The sequence below is a fragment of the Pseudomonas coleopterorum genome, from assembly GCF_900105555.1.
Lineage (GTDB): Bacteria > Pseudomonadota > Gammaproteobacteria > Pseudomonadales > Pseudomonadaceae > Aquipseudomonas > Aquipseudomonas coleopterorum.
The window spans coordinates 1,436,722-1,460,481 of the sequence record NZ_FNTZ01000001.1 but is presented as its reverse complement, the minus strand read 5'-3'; the positions used below and the strand labels follow the sequence as shown (position 1 = coordinate 1,460,481).

Below are 23,760 nucleotides of genomic sequence, written 5' to 3'. Positions count from 1 at the left end.
GACCCGCATTGTGCCTTCAGTTACCCCGGACCGAAAGAGCGACCGCCCGATTTCCACGCGATACCACCCCACCGACCGCAGCACCGGACACACCGCACCCACCACCGACGCGGCTTGCACCGCTGCCACATGGCGGCGCAAACCCGTCCTGCCTCACCGCCTACACCACCAACGCGCTCCCGCGCCCCTGTAGCAGCGGCGCAAGCCGCGTCCGGCCTCACCGCACACCATCAGGCACGCCGCCGACACGCTTACCGGGACTTGCGCCGGGCCAGCAGGCCGCCCATGACGCCCGTGGCGCAGCCGATCAACAGTCCGCCGACATGCGCACCATTGGCAATTTCGCCGAAGCCCAGCACGCTCACCAGCCCGCTCAGACACAGCCCGAGCCATATCAGCATCATCACCAGCACACCACGCGGCAAACGGTAGATCGGGTTGGGCGCCAGCCACTGGTACAACCAGCAGTGCCCCAGCAAGCCATACAGCACGCCCGACAACCCGCCGAACAAACTCGGCCCACTGACCAGGTACTGGACCACGTTCGACACCAGGCTGAACGACAGGGTCAGCCCGAGCAGATTGATCCGCCCCTGCAATGCTTCGATACGCCGCCCCAGCTCCCAGTACCACAACGCGTTCATCGCCAGGTGCAGCAAACCGAAATGGATCAGCATGGGGCTGAACAGACGCCACCACTGTCCGCTCGCCAGGGTATCGGCCAGCGGCGTGAAGTAGAGGTACTCGCCCTGCACCTGAAAGTCGAGAAAGGTCAGCCAGCGCAGACTGCCCAGGTTGTCCCCCAGCAGGGTCACTGCCGCCACCATCAGGCACGCCAGCAGCACCGCAGCCGTGGCCGGGCTGGCCTTGAGCTGCTGCACGAAACCCGGCCTCTGCACCGGCGCATGCCGGGCCATCAATTGCGGATCGACTTCGGCGTTGCCTTCCGGATAGCGCTGGTACAGGTCGCGAATATCCTGCGCCAGGCGTTCGTCGGGCACCCAAAGCACTTGGCTACCTTGCTCCTCGCTGACCCGATGGGGTACCTTCAGACGTCTCAGCAACCCCACGAAACCACTCAAGTCGGTGCTCAGGGGCAGACGCAATACAGCAATGGCACTCATCAACACGCCTCCGGGCGTTCGACTTCGACCCACACGAACTTTCGCGGATCGATTCGGGTTTCCTGGTCCAGACGGTACGCCACCAACTTGCCGTACAGCACCGCGCTGTAATCCAGGCAAGCCAGGTTGGGCCGTATCGCCGCCGGTCGCCCACTGCGCCAGTAATGGCCGACGAACAGCAACGGCTCATCGACTCCATAGCGCAGCAAGGCGTTCTTCTGCTCCTCGCTCAACGGCGCGCAGGCCACTTCGTCTGGCAGCGCATCGGGCTGAAACACCACATCACCGTAGGTTTGCGGATCGTCTTCCCAGAATTTGGTCCGAAAGAAGGCCCGACTCAGGCCGTCGGCCCCGGTCAGGGTGAGACCACCGGGCAGACGCATGTCGGTGCCGCGCAGCAGACGGTCGAACACCTGGCTGGCAAAGCTGCCCTTGACCGCTGATGCCTGCAGAAAATGCGCGTCGATGCAGCCATCCGGGTGCTGTCGGCGCAGCGGCTCGATGAGGCCTGCGTCCCAGCACGCGTGCACCAGCCGGAAGCGCTCGGCATCCAGAAACAACGGCAACTCGTAGAACCAGCCAAGAAAATCATGCCAGTCGCCAGGGTGCTGAGCGAACTGGTCGAGGGTCGCCTGGATCAGGCGTTCATGCCGTGGCACATGTTCGCGCACATAGTGCTTGCCACTGCCCGGCAGGGCCGGCGTGCTCCAGCCCAAGGCGTTGAACTCGTGATTGCCCATGATGCAGCGCGCCTGATCGGCCACGACCATGTCATGGACGATGTGCAGGGACTCGCGAATCCGTGGCCCGCGATCGATGATGTCGCCGAGAAACAGCGCCTGGCGCGACCCATGGCGCCAGACGCCGCCCTGCTTGCGATAGCCCAGCCTGTCGAGCAGATGTTCGAGGGTGAGTGCGCAACCGTGCACATCGCCGATCAGGTCGTAACTTCGCGCCGGGTCGAGCATCAATCGCCTCCGGTGTTGCCGAGCCGGCTGCCCCAGCCGAGTTTGGTCCGGCACACTTCGTAATAATTGTGGTCCAGCGGGTGGATCAGGCGCAGTTTCTGCGATTTCTTGCGCACCGTAAGGGTATCGCCCGGGGCGCAGGTAAAGTGGTTCTGACCATCACATGAGACTTGCGGATAGATCTGCATGTTCTTTGAGACAACGATTTTCATCTCGCTGTTGCCATCGACGACAATCGGCCGACCCGAAAGCGTGTGCGGGTACATGGGCACGATCACGATCGCATCGAGCTTGGGGTGCATGATCGGCCCGCCCGCCGACAGTGCGTAGGCGGTCGAGCCGGTCGGCGTGGCGAGGATCAGGCCGTCGGCCTTCTGGCTGCAGACGAACTGCCCGTCGATGTAGATCTCGAACTCGATCATGCGGGTCGACTTGCCCGGGTGCAGCACGACGTCGTTGAGCGCATCGCCCTGGCCGATGGCCTCGCCATGCCGGCGCACCTCGGCTTCGAGCAGGAAACGATTCTCCACCAGATAGTGTCCATCCAGTACCTCGGCTACCTTGACTTCAAGCTCGTCAGGACGGATGTCGGTGAGGAAACCCAGGCTGCCGCGGTTGATGCCCAGCACCGGCGTGTTGTGCCGGGCCAATGCCCGCGCCGCGCCCAGCAGGCTGCCGTCGCCGCCGACCACGATCACCAGGTCGCAGACCTCGCCGAGCATCTTGCGCGAAGACGTCTGCAGGTTGTGGCCGGGCAGCACTTCGGCGATGGTGTCCTCGAGGATGACGTGCATGTGCCTGTCGAGCAGGAAGCGCTTGAGGCGGCGAATGGTATCGAGCACCTGCGAGCTGCCGAGGCGGCCGATGATACCGATATTGCGAAATTGCTCCATGAGGCTCCTGCTCGGGTCTGTTCTGGCTATCGGGATGCGCCAGGCACATTCCACAACGCTGTCGCGCAACCAGCGGTTGCGGACACAAATACGGATCTGGATTATGGAGTAAAGCCGTTGCCGCACAAAACCCTTTCAGCCACCCCGCCATTGACCGGGATCGTCCCATGAATCCATTTGCCGCCCTCGCCGACTTCCCGCGCCACCTGCGCCAGCCCCAGGTGCGCGATCTGGCGTGGGTCATCCTCGCCCCGCCGCTGCTGCACACGGCGCCCTGGACGCAACGCCATCCCCTGGCCGGCAGCCGCTGGGCCGAACAGCCCGAAGACTTGCAGGCGTGGCTGCTGGCCCTGGACGAGGCCAGCCAACCCCTGGTCGACTGGCTGGCCCAGGCCCCCACGCGGCGCCTTGGCCTGTACTACGAACGCCTGTGGCAATTCGCCCTGCAGCAGGCGCCCGGTATCGAGCTGCTCGCCGCCAACCTGCCGATTCGCAAGGGTGGACACACGTTGGGCGAGCTCGACATGGTGATTCGCGACCGCGACGGTGTGCATCACCTGGAACTGGCCATCAAGCTGTACCTGGGGCCGGTGGCCGCCGACGGCCATGATGCCTTTCAGTGGCTGGGCCCCAACACCCAGGATCGGCTGGGTCGCAAGCTCAACCACCTGGCCGAGCACCAGTTGCCCATTTCCACGTCCAGTCAGGGCCGCGAAGCCTTGCACGACCTGGGCATAGAGCAGCTCGACGCCCACCTGTGGCTGGCCGGCTACCTGTTCTACCCCTGGCCAGGTGTAGCGAGCGCGCCCGAACATGCCCACCCCGACCACTTGCGCGGACGCTGGGTGCATCAGCGCGATTGGCCGATCTTCGTCGAGCAACGCCCGGACGGGCGCTGGCAGCCGCTGCCGCGCGATGCGTGGCTGGCACCGGCTCGCCTCGCTGCCGCCGACGCCTGGGCACCCGACCAGCTCAACGCCTGGCTGCAGCAACTGGACCCACTCGCCGCCGCGCAGATGCTCGTGCGTCTGACCCACGATGCTCATGGTGACTGGCAGGAAGCCGAGCGGGTCTTCCTGGTCGCCGACCCCTGGCCAGCCCTGCCGGGCGTATGAAGCACGGGGCTGGCTAAAGATGTCCACGGCCGGCCCGATACCCTGTGCATGACCGCTCGAGTAGTCGCCCGATGACCTGGAGAAACACCCACGCGCGTTACGGCAGCCTGTCCATCGCCCTTCACTGGTCGATGCTGGTCCTGCTGGCCGCCACCTATGCGTGTATCGAGTTGCGCGGACAATTCGCACGAGGCAGCGGCGCGCGCGTACTGATCGTGCAGTTTCACTTCATGCTGGGCCTGAGCGTGGGTTTGCTGGTGTGGCTGCGTCTGCTGGCACGAAGCCTGGGCGTCACCCCGAGCATCGTTCCGCCCCTCCCCGCCTGGCAGACCCGCCTGGCCAGCCTGATGCACCTTGCACTCTACGCCTTGATGATCGGCCTGCCGTTGCTCGGCTGGCTGATCCTCAGCGCGCAGAACCGGCCCGTCTCGTTCTGGGGCATCGAGTTGCCTCACCTGATCGGGGAGGACCGTGACCTCGGTGGGCGCCTGCAGGAATGGCACATGCGCATCGCCAGCTGGGGCTATTGGCTGATCGGCCTGCACGGCCTGCTGGGCCTGGGCCATCATTACCTGCGCGGCGACAATACCCTTCGCCGCATGCTGCCGCAGCGCGACTGAAACGTCACGGCGCGGCCCGCCAACCCTGCAGGCCGCCGGTATGCACGAACACCACGCGGCTGCCTGCGGCGAGCACGCCCGCCGTTGCCGCCTCGCGCAAGGCCCACAACGCCTTGGCCGTGTACACAGGCTCCAGAGGAGCACCCGCCTCGGCCTCGCAGTCGCGCATGAACGCCAGCAGCGCGCTGTCCGTTTTGGCAAAGCCGCCACGGCTGGCATCGAGCAGGGTATGACCCCGTTCGCCGCACAGCGCATTCACCTGCTCTATCACACCATGCCCCGGTCCGACAGCCAGCGCTCCGTAAACCCGGCGCTGCCCGCCTTCGGCCAGGACCAGGCCAGCCAGCGTCGTACCAGTCCCTACCGCCAGCCACCATGCCTCGAAATCGTCCCAGCCGATATCTGCCAGTTGCGCCTGCACTTGAGCCCTCAGAGCTGCACACCCCTTGGCCCCCAGCAACCCTCCGCCACCCTCGGGCACCGGCAGCAGATCGGGGTAGCGTGCCTGCCAGGGTGCCCAGAAATCCTCCCGGTGGCGCTGTCGATACCCCTCGTAACCCAACCAGTGCAGCTCCATTCCCCACCGCTGCAGGTCAGTCACGGTCGGCGTCACCTGGGCGTGGCCGCGCAGCAAGCCGACCGTGCGCAGACCCAGGCGCTCACCGGCCGCCGCCAGGGCATGCAGGTGATTGGAATGGGCACCGCCCAGACTGATGAGCCCCCTGCAGCCAGCGGCCCGAGCAGCCAGTAGGTGATACTGCAGCTTGAACGACTTGTTGCCGCTGATCAGCGGATCGATGAGATCCAGCCGGAGTATGGCCGCCTCGATGCCGGCCTCGGCGAGCCAGGACAATCGCAAGGGTTGCAACGGAGCGCGTGGTAGATCAAGAAGCATGGGGGCCTGACAAGCTGGACGTGGGAATGCAGCGGCGCCGGGACCGACCCGGCGCGCTGCTCATTCTACAGCACGGCTGCCAGGCGCGAGCCCTGGTCGATGGCGCGTTTGGCGTCCAGTTCAGCGGCCACGTCCGCACCGCCGATCAGGTGCACTCGCTGCCCGGCCTCGATCAGCCCCTGCTCCAGCTCGCGCAATGGATCCTGCCCGGCACAGATCACCACGTTGTCCACCGCCAGCACCCGCGGCTCGCCCCCGGCCACGCGTACATGCAGGCCGGCGTCATCGATCTTCAGGTACTCGACGCTGTTGACCATGCGCACGCCCTTGCTCTTCAGCCCGGCGCGATGGATCCAGCCGGTGGTCTTGCCCAGGCCTTCACCCACCTTGCCGGCCTTGCGCTGCAACAGGTAGACCTCGCGCGCCGGCGCGTGGGTCTGCGCCGCAACCCCAGCCACGCCGCCGCGGGCGTGCAAGGTAAGGTCGATGCCCCACTCCTTCCAGAATGCCTCACGATCAAGGCTGGTAAACGGCCCTTGATGCACCAGGAACTCGCTGACGTCGAAGCCGATACCACCGGCGCCGATCACCGCCACCCGCTGCCCCACCGGGCGCCGTGCCAGCAGCACGTCCAGGTAACCCAGCACCATGGGATGGTCGATACCCTCGATGTCCGGCAGCCGCGGGGCGATGCCGGTGGCCAGCACGATCTCGTCGAAACCTCCGGCTGTCAGCGCGGCTACGTCGACCCGCGCGCCGAGGCGCACGTCCACGCCGAGCCGCGTCAGCCTGCGATCGAAATAGCGCAGGGTTTCGTTGAATTCTTCCTTGCCGGGAATGCGCTTGGCCACGTTGAACTGACCGCCGATCTCGTCGCGCGAGTCGAACAGCGTCACCGTATGGCCGCGCTCGGCCGCCACCGTGGCCGCCGCCAACCCGGCTGGCCCGGCTCCCACGATGGCAATCCTGCGTACCTGGGTCACGGGCAGATAATTGAGCTCGGTTTCATGACAGGCGCGCGGGTTGACCAGGCAACTGGTCAACTTGCCGGCGAAGGTGTGATCCAGGCAGGCCTGGTTACAGGCGATGCAGGTGTTGATCTCGTCGCCCCGGTCGGCAGCGGCCTTGTTGATGAACTCGGGGTCGGCCAGGAATGGCCGCGCCATCGATACCATGTCCGCGTCGCCATCGGCCAGGATGCGCTCGGCCACCTCCGGAGTGTTGATGCGATTGGTGGTGATCAGCGGCAACCGCACCGCCGTGCGCAACTTCGCCGTGACTTTGCTGAACGCCGCGCGGGGCACCTTGGTGGCGATGGTCGGAATGCGTGCTTCGTGCCAGCCGATGCCGGTGTTGATCAGCGTGGCGCCCGCCGCCTCGATGGCCTGGGCCAATTCGACCACTTCCTCCCAGATGCTGCCGCCTTCGATCAGGTCGAGCATGGACAGGCGGAAGATGATGATGAACTCGCGACCGACCGCTTGCCTTACCTGACTGACGATCTCGACCGCCAGGCGCATCCGATTGGCGTAGCTGCCGCCCCAGCGATCGGTGCGCTGGTTGCTGTGAGCCGCCAGGAACTGATTGATGAAGTAGCCTTCCGAGCCCATGATCTCGACACCGTCGTAGCCCGCCGACTGGGCCAGCCGAGCACAGGCGACGAAGTCGGCGATCTGCTGCTGAATGCCTTGTTCATCCAGCTCGTGTGGCTTGAACGGGTTGATCGGCGCCTGAATGGCGCTCGGCGCCACCAGCTTGGGGCTGTATGCATAACGCCCGGCATGCAGAATCTGCAGGCAGATCTTGCCGCCGGCCGCGTGCACCGCCTGGGTCACGATCCGATGCTTTTCCGCCTCCTCAGGCGTGCTCAGCTTGGCCGCCCCGGCATACACCCCGCCTTCTTCGTTCGGTGCAATGCCGCCAGTGACGATCAGGCCCACTCCACCCCGCGCACGTTCGGCGAAATACGCGGCCATGCGTTCGAACCCGCCCGGTTTTTCCTCAAGACCGGTGTGCATGGAACCCATCAGACTCCGGTTGCGCAAGGTGGTGAAACCCAGGTCCAGAGGTGCCAGCAGATGAGGATAGGGAGCAGCGGCCATGGGATCTCCACAGGCAGGATTACGGATAGGTGCGGAGCCTCTTTCAGCGGGCTCGGTCACGACGAGTGTCTGACAGTAAAGACCCGAGCCGTCTGCCTCAATGACCAGAAATGACAAGTCATTGATCATGCCGCACGCGACGTCTACCCTAGTGCGGATTCACCAACAGGAGCTGATTGTTGTCCCTCATGCGCAAAATCCTGATGTCCGTGGTCGCCCTGCTTTGCCTGGCGGCGTTGACCACCTATGCGCTGTGGACGACCCAGCGGCCCGTGGGCCACTACCTGTCGGACCTGCGCGTCACGTTCGAGGGGATCGACGGCATGCCGGCCGGGCGGGGCAATCTACTGGGCGTTCAGCCCGAACTGTTCCCGGCGGACTACCAGAGTGTCGAACGCCTGCGCCTGAAACTGGCCGGTTATCTGCAACACGCCCAGGACGCCGGCCTGCTCAACGGCAAGACCATCGTCGTGCTGCCCGAGCACATCGGCACCTGGTTGTGGGCCGTGGGCGAGAAGAACGAGTTCTACCAGGCCGCGCAACGCCGCGATGCCGAACAATGGCTCGCCGCCAGCAACCCGCTGGACCTGCTCGCCGGATTGGTCCAAGCCCATGGCGACGACCGCTTCGCCGACGCCTATCTGCGCATGAAGGCGGCGCGCATGGCCGATCAATACCAGCAACTGTTTGGCGGCCTCGCCAGGCAGTTCGGTGTGACGCTGGTCGCGGGCTCCATCATTCTGCCCAAGCCTTCGGTTGCCGACGGCCGGCTGCGGACCGACAGCGGGCCGTTGTACAACGCCAGCGTCGTGTTCGCCACCGATGGCTCCATCCTCGGTCAGCCGCAGCTCCAGCATTTCACCAGTCACCCTACCCGGCGCTTTGTGCAATCCCTGGGCGATGCGCCATTCAACGTTTTCGACACCCCGGCGGGAAAACTCGCCGTACTGATCGGCACCGACAGCTGGCACCCGGCCAGTCACGCCCAACTACGCCAGCAGGACGTGCAACTGCTGGCGGTGCCAGCATCGGTGCTGGGCCGGGGTCGCTGGTCCAGCCCATGGCGTGGCTTCCGCATCAGCCCGGCGCCCACCGATGTCGCCGTGTCACCTCGCGAAGTCAGCGAGGCACACGCCTGGCAACGTCTGAGCGAAGCCAGCGCGCCCTTGGCCAGCATGACCGTGTTCATGGGCGGGCATTTCTGGAATCAGTTCTACGAAGGGCAAAGTTTCGCGCGCCAGCGTGAACGGTTCGGGCAAGTCGGCGATGGGCGCGGCGCGCGCCTGATCAACTTGTGGCTCTAGGCGCGTGACCGGCCAGCGCATCAAACTCGGCGACCTGTCGGTCGGCTTTACTCAAAGCCTGGCCGAAGCCGTACGCAGCCACGGTCATGACCCCTCGCCCCTGTTGGCCCAATACGGACTGGAGCCCAGTCGGCTCAACGTGGCCGGTGCACGGTTGACCATCGCCCGCTATATGCGCCTGGGGCATGCGGCCATCGCACTCACCGGCGACCCTGCCCTGGGCCTGCGCATCGGTAAGGCCAGTCGCTTGAGCCAGGCGGGGTTGGCAGGTATCACGGCCGCACAGGCGCCAACGGTGCGCGAAGCCGCTCGTACGCTGATTCGCTTCGAAGCACTGTATGCAGCCAACTACCGTGGGCAGTCGAGCTTTCATGAAGACCGCGAAGGCGCCTGGCTACGGTTCTATTCGATCAGCCCCTACAACGCCTATAACCGGTTCGTGGTGGATTCGCTGCTGACCGGCTGGCTGCGGCAACTGAACGTCCTGGCGGGGCAAGACATTCTTGCGCAGCGGCTGGAGATCGAGTTCGCCGCGCCGGAGTACGCCGACCACTACCCTGCCAACACCAGCTTCGGCTGCGTACACAATCAACTGCGTCTCACCCACGCCAGCCTCAGCCTGCGCAACCCCGAGCACTGTCCCAGCACCTGGCAGCATCTGTTGCAACTGTGCGAGCAGGAACTGGAACGGCTGACCCGTATCCGGACCCTGGCCGAACGGGTCAGCCAGCTGCTCGGCCCCTTGCTCAATGGCGGACGCGAACCCACGCTGGACGAAGTCGCCGCCTGCCTGAAAATGCCGGCCTGGACCCTGCGCCGCAAGCTGACCCAGGAAGGCACCCAATTTCGCTCGATTCTCAACGACACCCGCCGGGACCTGGCACAGACCTACATCCGTGACACCGAGCTGGCCTTCGGCGAAATTGCCTATCTACTGGGATTCACCTCGGCCGAAGCCTTCCAGCGTGCGTTCAAGCGCTGGTGCGCAGTCACGCCCGGAGAGTACCGCCGCACGAACCGTTGATGGCCCATACGTACATGGTCTTCAAGGCTGCGAGACAGGCGTGTCGGCGGCAGGCGTTTCAGGGGCGGCGTCGGGGACTGCCTGCGGCGTTTCGGGCTGTGTAATGATTTCGATCGGTGCCGGTTGCGCCGGAGGTGCCACCGGTTGCGATGCCTCCTGTTCAGACACCGCGTCTACCCCAGGCGCCTGGATGGCCGCTGGCGCCGCTACTGCAGGCGCCAGGGAAGCAGCGGGTGCGGTGTCGGGCACACCCAGCTCATCCTGGGTTGGCTGCGGCGCTGGCGCTTTCTTGGCTTTGACCGGCATGAAGCTCTCGACCAGGGCGAAATAGCGGTCGTAGAACGTATCCGACGCCACCGTTTCACTGGCCACCTTGACCATGGAGTCGTCGGTGGACCCGATCGGCATCGACACCGAACCCAACACCCCCACGCCCACACTGGCGGAGTTGTTGACCTTCTTCAGCGCGTAGCGATCCTGCAGGGCGTTGGCGAACACGGTGGAACTGTGATCACTGCTGGCATCGGCTACGCAGACCACGTTGAAGCTGATTTCCAGATGACTCTCGCCGGTTTGCTGGAAGCTCTTGTGCCCGCTGACCTGGCGCGGATCATTGCTGGTGATGATGTAGCCCTGACTGAGCAACCCGCGGCGCGCAGCCTCGCAGGAGGCCACGTCACTGACGGGGTAGTTGCGCGAGAACGTACCCGAGTCGGCAAAGTTTTCGTGTTCGTAGATGGCGGTCTTGGGTGAGGAACACCCTGCCAGGCCAAGCCATGCAATTGCCAGCAAGGCGCCTGGGAGGCGACGTCCGAAAGGAAATGGGAGTGACATTTGAAGTCCTGGAAAACAGTCTGCGGCTATTGTGCAACAGAACATGCGCATGCGGCGCATGAAATACCGTTCAATCAGGACGTGCGGTGATACGCGATGTTTCCATGGGCGGTTTCCACGGACTGCGTGCTTACTTGACTGCGGGCGGCTGAGTCACAGGCTGCGCAGGCGCGCCGGCAGCAGATGCAGAATCGAGGGGCACGGTCGCAAGTGCGGCGCGTCGCTCGGCGCGAGCCTTGGCTCGCAACTGCTTGCGCCAGCGCCGCTTGCTGCTGGCGGCAATGTACCAACCGAACAACGGCCCCAACAACATGCCGGCAAGCACACCTGCCAGTATGAAGACCGAAACCGGCAACGACGGGCTGGACCACCCAAGAACGCTCAACGCCACGGCCTGCTGGTTCTCGAGCACGAATATCAGCACAGCGGCGGCGACTGCCAGGAAGATCAGCACCAGCAGCAATTTCTTGAGATTACGCAAAGCCTTCTCCTTCAACGTCGATCAAACGAGTTCTTCATCCTCGTTCACCCGGTCGCGCAATTCCTTGCCGGGCTTGAAATGCGGAACGAACTTGCCGTCCAGGCTCACTGACTGACCAGTCTTCGGGTTACGCCCGACACGCGGCGCGCGATAGTGCAAGGAAAAGCTGCCGAAACCGCGTATCTCGATCCTGTCACCCGTGGCAAGGCACTGGGACATTTGTTCAAGCATGGTCTTGATGGCCAGTTCCACATCCTTGGATGAAAGTAGACCTTGATGGGTGACAATACGTTCGATCAATTCCGACTTCGTCATATTTTTCCCTTCTTTATCAAGCAGCTAGATCAGCGCTCAGAAGGTTTTAGCATGGCTTGACAGATTTGAACAGCCCGACTCTTGACTTCTTCGCAATCAGTTGTCGGTGCACTATTTGAACGCACTGCTCTTGCGGCATTTGACGATCATGCTGCGCGTGGAATAACCGGCAGGGTTAAGACCGAAGACGTAGTCATCAGGGTCTTCCTTGGCGTCACTGGACTTGGCCAGGGTGCGGTAGCCCGCAGGCCCACAGGCGGACTCCGCCTCTTTCTCGCACTGTGCCCAGGACGAAGTGAGCCCGGAACAGTTGATGTGCAACCCGCGGTTGCCACGCTTGCCGTGGGAGGTGGAGGTGGCGGCGCAGGCGGTCACCAGCAGCAATGCTGCGATGAGCAAGGTAAATTTCATGACTCGGGCCTTGTCTACTTCAGGATGGACACGGGTTCAGGAGTAACAGCGAAATCGATCAACAACCACAGGCCATCTACCCTATCCAAGTAGCTGGCCGATTGCTAATTTACTTCAGGCGGGTTTCAGTGCGATGACTCGGAAGATTGTAACTATTCGTACAACACCGCCCTGACCTGTCATCCCTGGCTGTTGCAGCGCACGAACATGGTCCGACTGGCCATGCCGGGATTCCAGCCCAGGAAACCATCCTCCGGGTCCTCCTTGATATCCGATGTCTTTGCCAAGACCTTGTAGCCTGCCGAGCGGCACGATTGATGGGCCTTGTCATAGCACTTGCCCCATGACGAACCCAAGCCACTGCAGTTGATTTGCAACGCCTGCATGCCCCGATAATCTCGTTTGACCACCGATGTGGTGGAGCACCCGGACGTCAGACCAACTACTACGAACAGCATCGCGGTTACTACGGTTTTCATCCCTGGAGGTCCTTGGGTATTCACTTATGCCTTTGAGCCTCCCAGGCACTTTTAAGTTCGGCATCCGTTTCTGCCGAACGGTACGAAACACAAATCGCAGGCACAAAAAAGGGCGACCGAAGTCGCCCTTTTTCTACAGGTCAAACAGAACTTAGTTCTGCTTTTCCATCTGAGCACGCAGCAGGTCGCCCAGAGTGGTCGGACCGGCAGCGATATCCGAAGTGGCTGGCTTGTCGCGCAGGCTTTGGATAGCTTCTTTCTCGTCTTCAACGTCTTTCGACTTGATCGACAGCTGGATGACGCGGGACTTGCGGTCGACGCTGATGATCTTGGCTTCGACTTCTTCGCCTTCTTTCAGGACGTTGCGCGCGTCTTCAACGCGGTCACGGCTGATTTCAGAAGCTTTCAAAGTGGCTTCGATGTCGTCGGCGAGGGTGATCACAGCGCCCTTGGCGTCAACTTCTTTAACGGTACCGCGAACGATAGCGCCTTTGTCGTTGACAGCAACGTAGTTGGAGAACGGATCGTCTTCCAGTTGCTTGATGCCCAGGGAGATGCGCTCGCGCTCTGGATCTACCGACAGGATGACGGTGTCAAGCTCGTCGCCCTTCTTGAAACGACGTACGGCTTCTTCGCCCACTTCGTTCCAGGAGATGTCGGACAGGTGAACCAGGCCGTCGATGCCGCCGTCCAGACCAATGAAGATACCGAAATCGGTGATCGACTTGATGGTGCCGGAGATCTTGTCGCCCTTGTTGAACTGGCCAGAGAAGTCTTCCCATGGGTTCGACTTGCACTGCTTGATGCCCAGGGAGATACGACGACGCTCTTCGTCGATGTCCAGAACCATGACTTCCACTTCGTCGCCGACTTGTACGACTTTCGAAGGGTGGATGTTCTTGTTGGTCCAGTCCATTTCGGAAACGTGTACCAGGCCTTCCACGCCTTCTTCCAGCTCTGCGAAGCAGCCGTAGTCGGTCAGGTTGGTCACGCGTGCCATGACACGAGTGCCTTCTGGGTAACGTGCCTTGATAGCAACCCATGGGTCTTCGCCCAGCTGCTTCAGGCCCAGGGATACACGGTTACGCTCGCGATCGTACTTCAGAACCTTGACATCGATCTCGTCGCCAACGTTGACGATCTCCGATGGGTGCTTGATACGCTTCCAGGCCATGTCGGTGATGTGCAGCAGGCCATCGACGCCACCCAGATCGACGAATGCGCCGTAATCGGTGAGGTTCTTGACGATACCCTTGACTTGCTGACCTTCCTGCAGGGATTCCAGCAGAGCTTCGCGCTCGGCGGAGTTCTCGGCTTCCAGGACACTGCGACGGGAAACGACAACGTTGTTGCGCTTCTGGTCCAGCTTGATGACCTTGAATTCGAGCTCTTTACCTTCCAGGTGGGTGGTGTCGCGCACAGGGCGGACATCGACCAGGGAACCAGGCAGGAACGCACGGATGCCGTTAACGTCGACAGTGAAGCCGCCTTTAACCTTACCGTTGATAACGCCCTTGACCACTTCCTCGGCGGCGAAAGCTGCTTCCAGAACGATCCAGCACTCGGCGCGCTTGGCTTTTTCGCGGGACAGCTTGGTTTCGCCAAAGCCGTCTTCTACCGCGTCCAGCGCAACGTGGACTTCGTCACCGACCTTGATGGTCAGTTCGCCAGCGTCGTTGTAGAACTGCTCGAGCGGGATGACACCCTCGGACTTCAGGCCGGCGTGGACAGTAACCCAGTCACCGTCGATATCGACGACGATACCGGTGATGATTGCGCCTGGCTGAAGATTGAGAGTTTTTAGGCTTTCTTCAAAGAGTTCTGCAAAGCTTTCGCTCATTTTAATTCCTGTAGATTTGGGCGAAACATACGCCCATCAGCCACGCTCCAGACAACGTGGGTTTCGTTCAAGTAAAAGAAAGCCACCGGGATGTTGACTGGGTTCCCGTATGGCTTCTTCGTCACCCGGCGATATCGCGAAGTGCGATCTCGCTCATGATGCGTTCCAACACCTGCTCGATGGACAACTCCGTGGAATCCAGCTGTATGGCATCGGTCGCCGGCTTGAGCGGGGCCACTGCGCGCTGGGTGTCACGCTCATCGCGTGCACGTATCTCATCTAGCAGACTCGACAGACTAACATCGTTGCCGGCTGTCTTCAACTGCAAGTAACGTCTGCGCGCACGTTCCTCTGCACTCGCGGTCAGGAACACCTTGAGCGGCGCATCGGGGAACACCACCGTGCCCATGTCGCGACCATCGGCGACCAGGCCAGGCAGTTCCTGAAACGCCCGCTGGCGCTGCAGCAAGGCATCGCGTACCGCTGGCAGGGCAGCGACCTGGGAAGCGCAGGCGCCGATCTGCTCGTTGCGAATGTCCCGTGTGACATCGTCGCCTTCCAGGACGATGCGCTGTGGCTGGCCATCGGCGGCGGCAATGAACTGCACGTCCAGGTGCGCAGCCATGACCATCAGTGAAGCTTCGTTGCTCAAATCCACGCCGTGGTTGCGTGCGGCGTAGGCCAGCAGCCGATACAAAGCGCCCGAATCGAGCAGCTTCCAGCCCAGACGCTTGGCCAGGATACCGGCGACGGTACCTTTGCCCGAACCGCTGGGCCCGTCGATGGTGATGACTGGCGCCACGTTCACGACTTGCCCTCTTCGGCTACGTTGATACCCACTTGGGCGCACAGACCGAGGAAGTTGGGGAACGACGTGGCGACGTTGGCACAGTCGTGGATGCGGATCGGCGCGCTGGCGCGCAGGGAGGCGACGCTGAAAGCCATGGCGATGCGGTGATCACCGTGGCCGTGAACTTCGCCACCGCCCATGGCTGGCACCCCGTGGCCGACGCCGTCGATGATGATGCCATCCGCCGTCGGCTCGCATTTGACGCCCAGGGCTTGCAAGCCATCAGCCATGACCTGGATACGGTCGGATTCCTTGACCCGCAGCTCTTCGGCACCGCGCAATACGGTACGCCCTTCGGCGCAGGCGGCTGCCACGAACAGGACGGGGAATTCGTCGATCGCCAGCGGCACCAGCGCTTCGGGAATCTCGATGCCCTTGAGCCGGGCAGCCCGCACGTGCAGGTCGGCAACCGGTTCGCCACCGACTTCACGCTGGTTTTCCAAGGTGATGTCGGCGCCCATCAGGCGCAGGATATCGATGACGCCCGTACGCGTGGGGTTTATGCCGACGTGCTCCAGGGTCAGGTCCGAACCTTCGGCGATCGAAGCGGCCACCAGGAAGAAGGCGGACGAAGAGATGTCGCCCGGCACTTCGATATGGGTCGCGGTCAACGTGTGCCCGGACTCGACCGATGCCTGCGGGCCGTCGACGTGCACGGGGTAGCCGAAACCACGCAACATGCGCTCGGTGTGGTCGCGGGTCGGTGCAGGCTCGGTGGTGGTGGTCTTGCCTTCGGCCCACAATCCAGCCAGCAACAGGCAGGATTTGACCTGGGCAGAGGCCATCGGCAGGGTGTAGTTCAGCGCCTTGAGGCGCTGTCCGCCGCGAATGACCATCGGCGGACGACCCTCGGCAGCGGTCTCGATGACCGCGCCCATTTCCCGCAGGGGGTTGGCCACGCGGTTCATGGGGCGCTTGGACAGCGAGGCATCGCCGGTCAGCGTGGTGTCGAAGCTCTGCGCTGCCAGGATGCCGGCGAGCAGGCGCATCGAGGTCCCGGAGTTGCCCAGGTAGATCGGCCCTGGCGGCGCCTGCAACCCGTGCAGACCGACGCCGTGGATGGTCACGCGGCCCTGGTTCGGGCCTTCGATGACCACGCCCATGTCGCGGAAGGCCTGCAAGGTCGCCAGAGCGTCCTCGCCTTCCAGGAAGCCTTCGACTTCGGTGGTGCCTTCGGCCAGCGAGCCGAGCATGATCGAACGGTGCGAGATGGATTTGTCGCCCGGTACGCGGATGCGGCCATTGAGGCTGCCGCCGGGTTTGCCCAGGAAGATCAGGTCGTCATTGGAGTTCATAGCGTCCACATAGGCCCGACGGGCCAGGATTTTACTGAAATGCTCGCGGGCCACCCTGGCGCGCGTGAACACGCCCAGCAGGTGATGCCCATCCCCTGCATCGACCGCGTCGCGCAAGGCGTCGAGATCGCTGCGAAATGTATCGAGTGTGCGCAGCACCGCCTCGCGGTTGGCGAGGAAGATGTCGTGCCACATGACCGGATCGCTGCCGGCGATTCGGGTAAAATCGCGGAAACCGCCAGCAGCGTAGCGGAAGATTTCCAGGTTTTCACTGCGCTTGGCCAACGAGTCGACCAGACCGAACGCCAGCAGGTGCGGCAGGTGGCTGGTGGCGGCAAGCACCTCGTCGTGGCGCTCGACCTGCATGTGCTCCACGTCCGCCCCCAGGGTGCGCCACAGGCCGTCGACCCGGGCCAGCGCCTGAGGCGAGGTTTCGGCCAGCGGGGTGAGGATCACCTTGTGCCGCTTGAACAGCTCGGCATTGGCTGCCTCCACCCCGCTCTGCTCGGAACCGGCGATCGGATGGCCCGGCACGAAGCGTGACAGATCGCCGCCAAAGGCGTCGCGATAGGCCCGAACCACGTTGCCCTTGGCGCTGCCGACATCGGTGATCACCGCCCGACCCAGATCGAGTCGAGCCAGCGCCGCCAGCAGTTTCTCCATGCCCAGGATCGGCACCGCCAGCTGGATCACATCGGCGCCGACACAGGCGCTGGCGAGCTCAACTTCGCAGCGGTCCACCACACCCAGCTCGACGGCGCGCTGGCAGGAACGTGGATCGAGATCGACCCCGACCACTTCGTCGGCCAAGCCGCTTTGCTTGATGCCTTTGGCGAAGGAGCCGCCGATCAACCCCAATCCCACTACCACCAGGCGGCCTATTCTGGCAGCGCCCGGTTGCAATTGCGTGAAATCAGACACGAGCCAGCACCTGGCGCAGTGCCTCCAGGAAGCGGCTGTTTTCTTCGGCCAGGCCGATGGTCACGCGCAGGTGATTGGGCATGCCATAACCGGCCACCGGGCGCACGATCACGCCCTCGCGCAGCAGCCCCTGAAACACCGGACCGGCGTCGCGACCCACGTCCACGGCAATGAAGTTGCCCTTGGACGGGATCCACTGCAGACCCAGCTCGGTGAAACCGGCTTCCAACTGCTGCATGCCGGCGCTGTTGAGTTCGCGGCTGCGCTGCAGATATTCGGTGTCGGTCAGCGCGGCGCACGCGGCGGCCAGCGCCAGGCTGTTCACGTTGAATGGCTGGCGCACACGATTGAGCACGTCGGCGATGGTCGGCGACGACAGACCGTAGCCCACCCGCAGCGCAGCCAGGCCATAAGCCTTGGAGAACGTGCGCGACACCAGCAGGTTGGGATAGCGCGCCAGGTAATCCAGGCCGTCAGGCAGGTCGCCGCCCACGGCGTATTCGATATAGGCCTCGTCGAGCACCACCAGCACGCCGGGCGGAACCGCCGCCAGGAAGTCTTCCAGCGCCTGCGGTCCGAACCAGGTCCCGGTCGGGTTGTTCGGGTTGGCCAGAAACACGATGCGGGTCTTGTCGTCGATCGCTGCCAGCATCGCGGGCAGGTCATGGCCGAACTGCTTGGCCGGGACGACCCGCGCGCCGGCGTTCACGGCCTGCACGACCAGCGGATAGACGGCGAATGCATGCTCGCTGAACACGGCGTTCAGGCCGGGCGCCAGGTAGGCGCGGGCAACCAGTTCGAGAATGTCGTTGGAGCCGTTGCCCAGGGTCACCTGGTCGATCTGCACGCGGCACTGCCGAGCCAGCAGGGTCTTGAGGTCGAAACCGTTGCCATCGGGGTAGCGCGTGAGTTCGGCCAGCTCGCGCTCGATCGCGGCACGGGTCTTGGGGCTTGCGCCCAACGGGTTCTCGTTGCTGGCCAGCTTGATGATGCTGGCCGGGTCCATGTCCAGCTCTCGGGCCAGTTCGTCCACCGGCTTGCCGGGAACGTACGGGGACAGCTGCTGAACACCGGTCTGGGCCAGGGCAAGGAAATCGGTCATGCGTGCTAACCCTTCTGTTAGAGAACCGCTTTGGGGTACGAGCCGAGCACCTTGAGTGCCACGGCTTCCTGACTGATCTGTTCCAGCACGCCCTTGATCAACGGGTCGCGATGGTGGCCGATGAAGTCGATGAAAAACACGTAGGTCCACTTGCCGCTGCGCGACGGACGCGTCTCGATCCGTGTCAGGTCGATGCCGTTGTCATGGAACGGCACCAGCAGCTCGTGCAGGGCACCGGGGCGGTTGCTCATGGACACGATGACCGAGGTCTTGTCGTCGCCGGTCGGCGGCACTTCCTGGTTGCCGATGATCAGGAACCGCGTGGCGTTGTCCGGGCGGTCCTCGATCTTTTCGGCCAGGCGCTCCAGGCCATACAGGCCGGCCGCCATGTCGCCGGCGATGGCCGCCGAATTCCATTCGCCCTTGACCCGCTTGGCCGCCTCGGCGTTGCTGGCCACCGCGATCCGCTCCACATTCGGGTAGTGTGCGTCCAGCCATTTGCGGCATTGCGCCAGGGACTGTGCATGGGAGTAGATGCGAGTGATGCTGTCGGTCTTGGTGTTGTCGCCGATCAGCAGGTGATGGTGGATGCGCAACTCGACCTCGCCGCAGATCACCATGTCGTGCTCGAGGAAGCTGTCGAGGGTGTGGTTCACCGCGCCTTCGGTGGAATTCTCCACCGGCACCACGCCGAAATTCACGGCGCCGGCGACCACTTCGCGGAACACCTCGTCGATCGCGGCCATCGGCTTGCTGATCACCGCATGGCCGAAATGCTTCATCGCAGCGGCCTGGGTGAAGGTGCCCTCCGGACCCAGGTAGGCCACCTTCAACGGGTTTTCCAGGGCCAGGCAGGAGGACATGACTTCGCGGAACAGACGCGCCATTTCCTCGTTGCTCAGCGGCCCCTTGTTGCGTTCCATCACGCGCTTGAGCACCTGCGCCTCGCGCTCGGGCCGGTAGAACACCGGCACCTCGCCTTCGGCCAGCGCCGCCATCTTGACCCGTGCGACTTCTTCGGCACAGCGGGCGCGATCGCTGATCAGCTCGAGGATCTTTTCGTCGAGGCTGTCGATGCGGACCCGCAGGGCCTTGAGTTCATGTTCGGACATCAGCCGTTTTCCTTTTCGAACTCCGCCATGTAGTCGACCAGCGCTTCGATGGCGGCAAGGCCCAGGGCGTTGTAGATGGAGGCGCGCATGCCACCGACCGAACGGTGACCCTTGAGGTTGAGCAGGCCACGCGCGTCGGCGCCGGCCAGGAACGCCTTGTCCAGGCGCTCGTCGGCCAGACGGAACGGTACGTTCATCCACGACCGGGCGTTGACCGAGATCGGGTTGCTGTAGAACGCGCTGGCGTCGATGAAGCCGTACAGACGGTCTTTCTTGGCCCGGTTGCGCGCTTCCATGGCGGCAACGCCGCCCTGCTCCTTGAGCCACTCGAACACCAGGCCGGAGAGGTACCAGGAGTAGGTCGCCGGCGTGTTGTACATCGAGCCGTTAACAGCCGCGATCTTGTAGTCGAGCATGGTTGGACAGGCGCTGCGGGCCTTGCCCAGCAGGTCGTCGCGCACGATGACCACGACCAGGCCGCTGGGACCGATGTTCTTCTGCGCACCGGCGTAGATCAGACCGAACTGGGAGACGTCGATGGGCCGCGAGAGAATGTCCGAGGACATGTCGACCACCAGCGGGGTGTCGCCGGTCTGCGGAATCCAGTCGAACTGCAGGCCGCCGATGGTTTCGTTCGACGCGTAGTGCACGTAGGCCGCGCCGGGCGTCAGTGTCCACTCGTTCTGGCCGGGAATGGCCTGGTAGTCGTAGGGTTTGGCACTGGCCGCGACGTTGATGTGGCCGTAGCGACGGGCTTCCTCGATGGCCTTCTTCGACCAGATGCCGGTTTCGACGTAGTCCGCCGTGCCGCCTTCGGGGAGCAGATTCAGGGGGATCTCGGCGAACTGCTGGCTGGCACCGCCCTGCAGGAACAGCACCTTGTAATTGGACGGGACGCCAAGCAGATCGCGCAGGTCCTGTTCGGCCTTTTCGGCGATGGCGGTGTAGTCCTCGCTGCGATGGCTCATTTCCATCACCGAGAGACCCTTGCCACGCCAGTTCAGCATCTCAGCCTGGGCGCGCTGCAGTACGGCTTCGGGAAGCGCAGCGGGGCCTGCGCAGAAGTTAAAGGCTCGATTGCTCACATCCACTCTCGCTCTGCTTGAATTCGGGGCTGACCCGGGTGTGTCTGTCGGAAGATCGGCGGTGAGGCCTTCGCGGGCAGAGGGCTCGCCGCCCGCCCCGCTCCCACAGGCATTCACGCGCCTTTGTGGGAGCGGGCTCTGCCCGCGAAGGCCGCACCGCCGATCTACTGCCCTACAGCTTACTCCTCGGGCGTTTCGTCCGCGGCATCGGCTTCAACGTCACCCTGAGCCAATTCGGAACCGTCCGGCTCTATAGCTTCGACACCTTCAACGCCTTCGACACCTTCTTCCAGCTCGTCTTCCTCGACTTCCGATGGCTCCTGAACCCGCTCCAGGCCCACCAGCTTCTCGTCGGTGATCAGCTTGATCAGGGTCACGCCCTGGGTGTTTCGGCCGAGGCTCGACACTTCACCGACTCGGGTACGCACCAGTGTGCCCTGGTCGGAAATGAGCATGATCTCTTCGCCTTCCTGGGACTGGATCGCGCCGATCAGCTTGCCGTTGCGTTCCTTGGTGACCATGGCGATCACGCCCTGACCGCCGCGACCGCGACGAGGGAACTTGCTCAGCGGCGTGCGCTTGCCGAAGCCGCGCTCCGAAGCGGTGAGGATCTGTGCACCGGACTCGGGGATCAGCATGGAGATCAGTTGCTGACCCTTGCCCAGACGCATGCCGCGAATACCACGAGCGCCACGGCCCATCTGACGCACGACGCCTTCGGCGAAGCGGATCACCTTGCCGGCATCGGAGAACAGCATGACTTCCTTGGCACCGTCGGTGATGGCAGCGGCGATCAGGGTGTCGCCTTCCTTGAGCTTGAGCGCGATCAGACCGCTGGAGCGCGGACGGGCGAACTGGGCCAATGGGGTCTTCTTGACGGTACCGAATGCGGTCGCCATGAAGATGTAGGCACCGGTCGGCTCGGCCACCAGCTCGGGCGTATCGCCGTCTTCGCCTTCGGCGGCCTCGACGACCTCCTCCGGCTCGACGATCTCGCCTTCGAGCACGGTGTCGTCGGCGTCGTCCAGCTCTTCGTCGGCACCGGCGGTGGCCTGCAGGGCCTCCAGATCGATCTGCAGCATAGTGGTGATGTACTCGCCATCATCCAGCGGCAGCAGGTTGACCAGTGGACGGCCACGGGCGGCGCGGGAGGCCTCGGGAATTTCGTAGGTCTTGAGCCAGTACACCTTGCCCTTGCTGGAGAACAGCAGCAGCGTGGCGTGGCTGTTGGCGACCAGCAGGTGCGAGATGTAGTCCTCGTCCTTGACGCCGGTGGCCGACTTGCCCTTGCCGCCACGGCGCTGGGCCTGGTAGGCGGACAGGGGCTGGGTCTTGGCGTAGCCGCTGTGGGAAATGGTCACCACGCGCTCTTCTTCTGGGATCATGTCACCCAGGGTCAGGTCCAGACGCGAGTCGAGGATCTCGGTACGGCGCACGTCGCCGTATTCGGCGCGGATCAGCTCCAGCTCCTCGCGGATCACTTCCATCAGGCGCTCGGCGCTGTTGAGGATGCGGATCAGCTCGGCGATCTGGTTGAGGATCTCCTGGTACTCGGCCAGCAGCTTCTCGTGCTCCAGACCGGTCAGGCGATGCAGGCGCAGCTCGAGGATGGCCTGGGCCTGTTCCGGCGAGAGGAAATACTTGCCGTCGCGCAGACCGTACTGTGGATCGAGGTTTTCCGGACGCGAGGACTCGGCGCCGGCACGCTCGACCATGGCCACCACGGCACTGGATTCCCATGGCGTGCTGACCAGCGCTTCCTTGGCTTCGGATGGGGTCGGCGAGGCCTTGATCAGGGCGATGACCGGATCGATGTTGGACAGCGCGACCGCCTGGCCTTCGAGAATGTGCCCGCGCTCGCGCGCCTTGCGCAGCTCGAACACGGTGCGACGGGTGACGACTTCGCGACGGTGGCGCACGAAGGCTTCGAGCAGGTCCTTGAGGTTGAGAATGCGTGGACGGTTGTCGATCAGGGCGACGATGTTGATACCGAACACAGCCTGCAGCTGGGTCTGTGCATAGAGGTTGTTGAGGATCACCTCCGGCACTTCACCGCGGCGCAGTTCGATGACGATACGCATGCCGTCCTTGTCGGACTCGTCGCGCAGCTCGGAGATGCCTTCGAGCTTCTTCTCTTTCACCAGTTCGGCGATCTTCTCGATCAGGCGGGCCTTGTTCAGCTGGTACGGCAGCTCGGTGACGACGATCTGCTGACGACCACCGACCTTGTCGATGTCCTCGACGTGCGATCGGGCACGCATGTAGATGCGGCCGCGACCGGTGCGGTAGGCCTCGATGATGCCCTGGCGACCGTTGATGATGGCGGCGGTCGGGAAGTCGGGGCCGGGGATGAACTGCATCAGCTCATCGATGGTGACGTCCGGGTTGTCGATGACCGCCAGGCACCCGTCGAGCACTTCGCCCAGGTTGTGCGGCGGAATGTTGGTCGCCATGCCCACGGCGATACCGCTGGAGCCGTTGACCAGCAGGTTGGGGATACGCGTCGGCATGACCGCCGGGATCAGCTCGGTGCCGTCGTAGTTGGGCACCCAGTCGACGGTCTCTTTGTGCAGGTCGGCCAGCAGCTCGTGGGCCAGCTTGGTCATGCGCACTTCGGTGTATCGCATGGCCGCGGCGTTGTCGCCGTCCACGGAACCGAAGTTGCCCTGGCCATCGACCAGCAGATAGCGCAGGGAGAATGGCTGGGCCATGCGCACGATGGTGTCGTAGACCGCGGTATCACCGTGCGGGTGGTACTTACCGATCACGTCACCGACCACACGAGCCGACTTCTTGTAGGGTTTGTTCCAATCGTTGCCCAGTTCACTCATCGCAAACAGAACGCGGCGATGCACGGGCTTCAAGCCATCACGTGCATCAGGCAGTGCACGACCCACGATCACGCTCATGGCGTAGTCGAGGTAGGACTGTCTCAGCTCGTCTTCGATATTGACCGGGAGGATTTCTTTGGCCAGTTCGCCCATGAGAAG

At 63.4% G+C, this 23,760-nt stretch carries 21 protein-coding genes; 4 read left to right on the top strand and 17 right to left on the bottom strand.

Features of this window, described 5'->3' with window-relative positions; all coding sequences use genetic code 11:
* Nucleotides 1–251 precede the first annotated feature (251 nt).
* Genes BLV18_RS06505 through BLV18_RS06495 form a run of 3 tightly spaced genes read right to left on the bottom strand, consistent with a single transcriptional unit; the run spans nucleotide 252 to nucleotide 2,985 of the window.
* Nucleotides 252–1,124, bottom strand: coding sequence for a rhomboid family intramembrane serine protease (locus BLV18_RS06505; protein WP_090357118.1), 873 nt, complete (start codon nucleotides 1,122–1,124; stop codon nucleotides 252–254).
* Nucleotides 1,124–2,095, bottom strand: a complete 972-nt coding sequence (locus BLV18_RS06500) for a metallophosphoesterase (protein ID WP_425272619.1) — start codon at nucleotides 2,093–2,095, stop codon at nucleotides 1,124–1,126. The genes BLV18_RS06505 and BLV18_RS06500 overlap by 1 nt, the downstream gene beginning before the upstream one ends.
* Complete coding sequence (locus BLV18_RS06495; RefSeq protein WP_043187749.1) at nucleotides 2,092–2,985, bottom strand: NAD(+) kinase; 894 nt, start codon at nucleotides 2,983–2,985, stop codon at nucleotides 2,092–2,094. The genes BLV18_RS06500 and BLV18_RS06495 overlap by 4 nt, the downstream gene beginning before the upstream one ends.
* A 167-nt stretch (nucleotides 2,986–3,152) precedes the next feature.
* Between BLV18_RS06495 and BLV18_RS06490 the strand changes: the two genes are divergently transcribed.
* Together BLV18_RS06490 and BLV18_RS06485 are read left to right on the top strand one after the other, a co-directional pair.
* Nucleotides 3,153–4,100: a DUF1853 family protein gene (locus BLV18_RS06490; RefSeq protein WP_090357113.1), complete on the top strand. Its 948-nt coding sequence runs from the start codon at nucleotides 3,153–3,155 to the stop codon at nucleotides 4,098–4,100.
* A 71-nt stretch (nucleotides 4,101–4,171) separates the two neighbouring features.
* Nucleotides 4,172–4,720, top strand: coding sequence for a cytochrome b (locus BLV18_RS06485; RefSeq protein WP_090357111.1), 549 nt, complete (start codon nucleotides 4,172–4,174; stop codon nucleotides 4,718–4,720).
* A gap of 4 nt (nucleotides 4,721–4,724) precedes the next feature.
* Here BLV18_RS06485 and BLV18_RS06480 read toward each other — a convergent pair whose 3' ends face one another.
* Nucleotides 4,725–5,615 carry a 1-aminocyclopropane-1-carboxylate deaminase/D-cysteine desulfhydrase gene (locus BLV18_RS06480; protein ID WP_090357109.1) on the bottom strand — a complete coding sequence of 297 codons (891 nt, stop codon included), beginning with the start codon at nucleotides 5,613–5,615 and terminating at the stop codon, nucleotides 4,725–4,727.
* A 65-nt stretch (nucleotides 5,616–5,680) separates the two neighbouring features.
* A complete protein-coding gene (locus BLV18_RS06475) occupies nucleotides 5,681–7,717 on the bottom strand; it encodes an NADPH-dependent 2,4-dienoyl-CoA reductase (RefSeq protein WP_090357107.1) in 2,037 nt (678 codons plus the stop codon).
* A gap of 188 nt (nucleotides 7,718–7,905) precedes the next feature.
* On the opposite strand from BLV18_RS06475, the gene BLV18_RS06470 reads away from it, so the two are divergent.
* Together BLV18_RS06470 and BLV18_RS06465 are read left to right on the top strand one after the other, a co-directional pair.
* Nucleotides 7,906–9,021: a nitrilase-related carbon-nitrogen hydrolase gene (locus BLV18_RS06470; protein WP_090357105.1), complete on the top strand. Its 1,116-nt coding sequence runs from the start codon at nucleotides 7,906–7,908 to the stop codon at nucleotides 9,019–9,021.
* 4 nt (nucleotides 9,022–9,025) lie between these two features.
* A complete protein-coding gene (locus BLV18_RS06465) occupies nucleotides 9,026–10,045 on the top strand; it encodes an AraC family transcriptional regulator (protein WP_090357103.1) in 1,020 nt (339 codons plus the stop codon).
* Between the two features lie 21 nt (nucleotides 10,046–10,066).
* Here BLV18_RS06465 and BLV18_RS06460 read toward each other — a convergent pair whose 3' ends face one another.
* The 12 genes from BLV18_RS06460 to gyrA all read right to left on the bottom strand — a co-directional run bounded on the left by BLV18_RS06460 (nucleotide 10,067) and on the right by gyrA (nucleotide 23,754).
* Nucleotides 10,067–10,879, bottom strand: coding sequence for a DUF2242 domain-containing protein (locus BLV18_RS06460; RefSeq protein ID WP_090357100.1), 813 nt, complete (start codon nucleotides 10,877–10,879; stop codon nucleotides 10,067–10,069).
* Nucleotides 10,880–11,009: 130 nt separating this feature from the next.
* On the bottom strand, nucleotides 11,010–11,360 hold the full coding sequence (locus BLV18_RS22570) for a lipopolysaccharide assembly protein LapA domain-containing protein (RefSeq protein ID WP_090357098.1): 351 nt from the start codon (nucleotides 11,358–11,360) through the stop codon (nucleotides 11,010–11,012).
* A 21-nt stretch (nucleotides 11,361–11,381) separates the two neighbouring features.
* Nucleotides 11,382–11,675 (bottom strand): integration host factor subunit beta, encoded by a 294-nt coding sequence (gene ihfB / locus BLV18_RS06450; RefSeq protein WP_049861359.1) that lies wholly within the window; start codon nucleotides 11,673–11,675, stop codon nucleotides 11,382–11,384.
* A gap of 111 nt (nucleotides 11,676–11,786) precedes the next feature.
* Complete coding sequence (locus BLV18_RS06445; RefSeq protein ID WP_049861360.1) at nucleotides 11,787–12,086, bottom strand: hypothetical protein; 300 nt, start codon at nucleotides 12,084–12,086, stop codon at nucleotides 11,787–11,789.
* A 179-nt stretch (nucleotides 12,087–12,265) separates the two neighbouring features.
* Entirely contained in the window at nucleotides 12,266–12,565 is a 300-nt protein-coding gene (locus BLV18_RS06440; RefSeq protein WP_090357097.1) for a hypothetical protein, read from the bottom strand.
* 151 nt (nucleotides 12,566–12,716) lie between these two features.
* Nucleotides 12,717–14,405: a 30S ribosomal protein S1 gene (gene rpsA / locus BLV18_RS06435; RefSeq protein ID WP_090357095.1), complete on the bottom strand. Its 1,689-nt coding sequence runs from the start codon at nucleotides 14,403–14,405 to the stop codon at nucleotides 12,717–12,719.
* Nucleotides 14,406–14,526: 121 nt separating this feature from the next.
* Nucleotides 14,527–15,213: a (d)CMP kinase gene (gene cmk, locus BLV18_RS06430; protein ID WP_090357093.1), complete on the bottom strand. Its 687-nt coding sequence runs from the start codon at nucleotides 15,211–15,213 to the stop codon at nucleotides 14,527–14,529.
* Nucleotides 15,210–17,471, bottom strand: coding sequence for a bifunctional prephenate dehydrogenase/3-phosphoshikimate 1-carboxyvinyltransferase (locus tag BLV18_RS06425; protein ID WP_375143166.1), 2,262 nt, complete (start codon nucleotides 17,469–17,471; stop codon nucleotides 15,210–15,212). The genes cmk and BLV18_RS06425 overlap by 4 nt, the downstream gene beginning before the upstream one ends.
* On the bottom strand, nucleotides 17,464–18,573 hold the full coding sequence (gene hisC, locus BLV18_RS06420; protein WP_090357090.1) for a histidinol-phosphate transaminase: 1,110 nt from the start codon (nucleotides 18,571–18,573) through the stop codon (nucleotides 17,464–17,466). The genes BLV18_RS06425 and hisC overlap by 8 nt, the downstream gene beginning before the upstream one ends.
* A gap of 17 nt (nucleotides 18,574–18,590) precedes the next feature.
* The gene (pheA, locus tag BLV18_RS06415) at nucleotides 18,591–19,685 is read right to left on the bottom strand and encodes a prephenate dehydratase (protein WP_043187723.1); all 1,095 of its coding nucleotides are present in this window, start codon (nucleotides 19,683–19,685) and stop codon (nucleotides 18,591–18,593) included.
* Nucleotides 19,685–20,770, bottom strand: coding sequence for a 3-phosphoserine/phosphohydroxythreonine transaminase (gene serC, locus BLV18_RS06410; protein WP_090362063.1), 1,086 nt, complete (start codon nucleotides 20,768–20,770; stop codon nucleotides 19,685–19,687). The genes pheA and serC overlap by 1 nt, the downstream gene beginning before the upstream one ends.
* A 179-nt stretch (nucleotides 20,771–20,949) precedes the next feature.
* The gene (gene gyrA, locus BLV18_RS06405) at nucleotides 20,950–23,754 is read right to left on the bottom strand and encodes a DNA gyrase subunit A (protein WP_090357088.1); all 2,805 of its coding nucleotides are present in this window, start codon (nucleotides 23,752–23,754) and stop codon (nucleotides 20,950–20,952) included.
* Nucleotides 23,755–23,760 lie beyond the last annotated feature (6 nt).

Excerpts from the sequence above, each read along its gene's own strand:
- BLV18_RS06505 (WP_090357118.1), bottom strand. The coding sequence starts at position 1,124 with ATGAGTGCCATTGCTGTATTGCGTCTGCCCCTGAGCACCGACTTGAGT.
- BLV18_RS06495 (WP_043187749.1), bottom strand. The coding sequence starts at position 2,985 with ATGGAGCAATTTCGCAATATCGGTATCATCGGCCGCCTCGGCAGCTCG.
- BLV18_RS06490 (WP_090357113.1), top strand. The coding sequence starts at position 3,153 with ATGAATCCATTTGCCGCCCTCGCCGACTTCCCGCGCCACCTGCGCCAG.
- BLV18_RS06485 (WP_090357111.1), top strand. The coding sequence starts at position 4,172 with ATGACCTGGAGAAACACCCACGCGCGTTACGGCAGCCTGTCCATCGCC.
- BLV18_RS06480 (WP_090357109.1), bottom strand. The coding sequence starts at position 5,615 with ATGCTTCTTGATCTACCACGCGCTCCGTTGCAACCCTTGCGATTGTCC.
- BLV18_RS06475 (WP_090357107.1), bottom strand. The coding sequence starts at position 7,717 with ATGGCCGCTGCTCCCTATCCTCATCTGCTGGCACCTCTGGACCTGGGT.
- BLV18_RS06470 (WP_090357105.1), top strand. The coding sequence starts at position 7,906 with ATGCGCAAAATCCTGATGTCCGTGGTCGCCCTGCTTTGCCTGGCGGCG.
- BLV18_RS06460 (WP_090357100.1), bottom strand. The coding sequence starts at position 10,879 with ATGTCACTCCCATTTCCTTTCGGACGTCGCCTCCCAGGCGCCTTGCTG.
- ihfB (WP_049861359.1), bottom strand. The coding sequence starts at position 11,675 with ATGACGAAGTCGGAATTGATCGAACGTATTGTCACCCATCAAGGTCTA.
- BLV18_RS06445 (WP_049861360.1), bottom strand. The coding sequence starts at position 12,086 with ATGAAATTTACCTTGCTCATCGCAGCATTGCTGCTGGTGACCGCCTGC.
- BLV18_RS06440 (WP_090357097.1), bottom strand. The coding sequence starts at position 12,565 with ATGAAAACCGTAGTAACCGCGATGCTGTTCGTAGTAGTTGGTCTGACG.
- rpsA (WP_090357095.1), bottom strand. The coding sequence starts at position 14,405 with ATGAGCGAAAGCTTTGCAGAACTCTTTGAAGAAAGCCTAAAAACTCTC.
- hisC (WP_090357090.1), bottom strand. The coding sequence starts at position 18,573 with ATGACCGATTTCCTTGCCCTGGCCCAGACCGGTGTTCAGCAGCTGTCC.
- pheA (WP_043187723.1), bottom strand. The coding sequence starts at position 19,685 with ATGTCCGAACATGAACTCAAGGCCCTGCGGGTCCGCATCGACAGCCTC.
- gyrA (WP_090357088.1), bottom strand. The coding sequence starts at position 23,754 with ATGGGCGAACTGGCCAAAGAAATCCTCCCGGTCAATATCGAAGACGAG.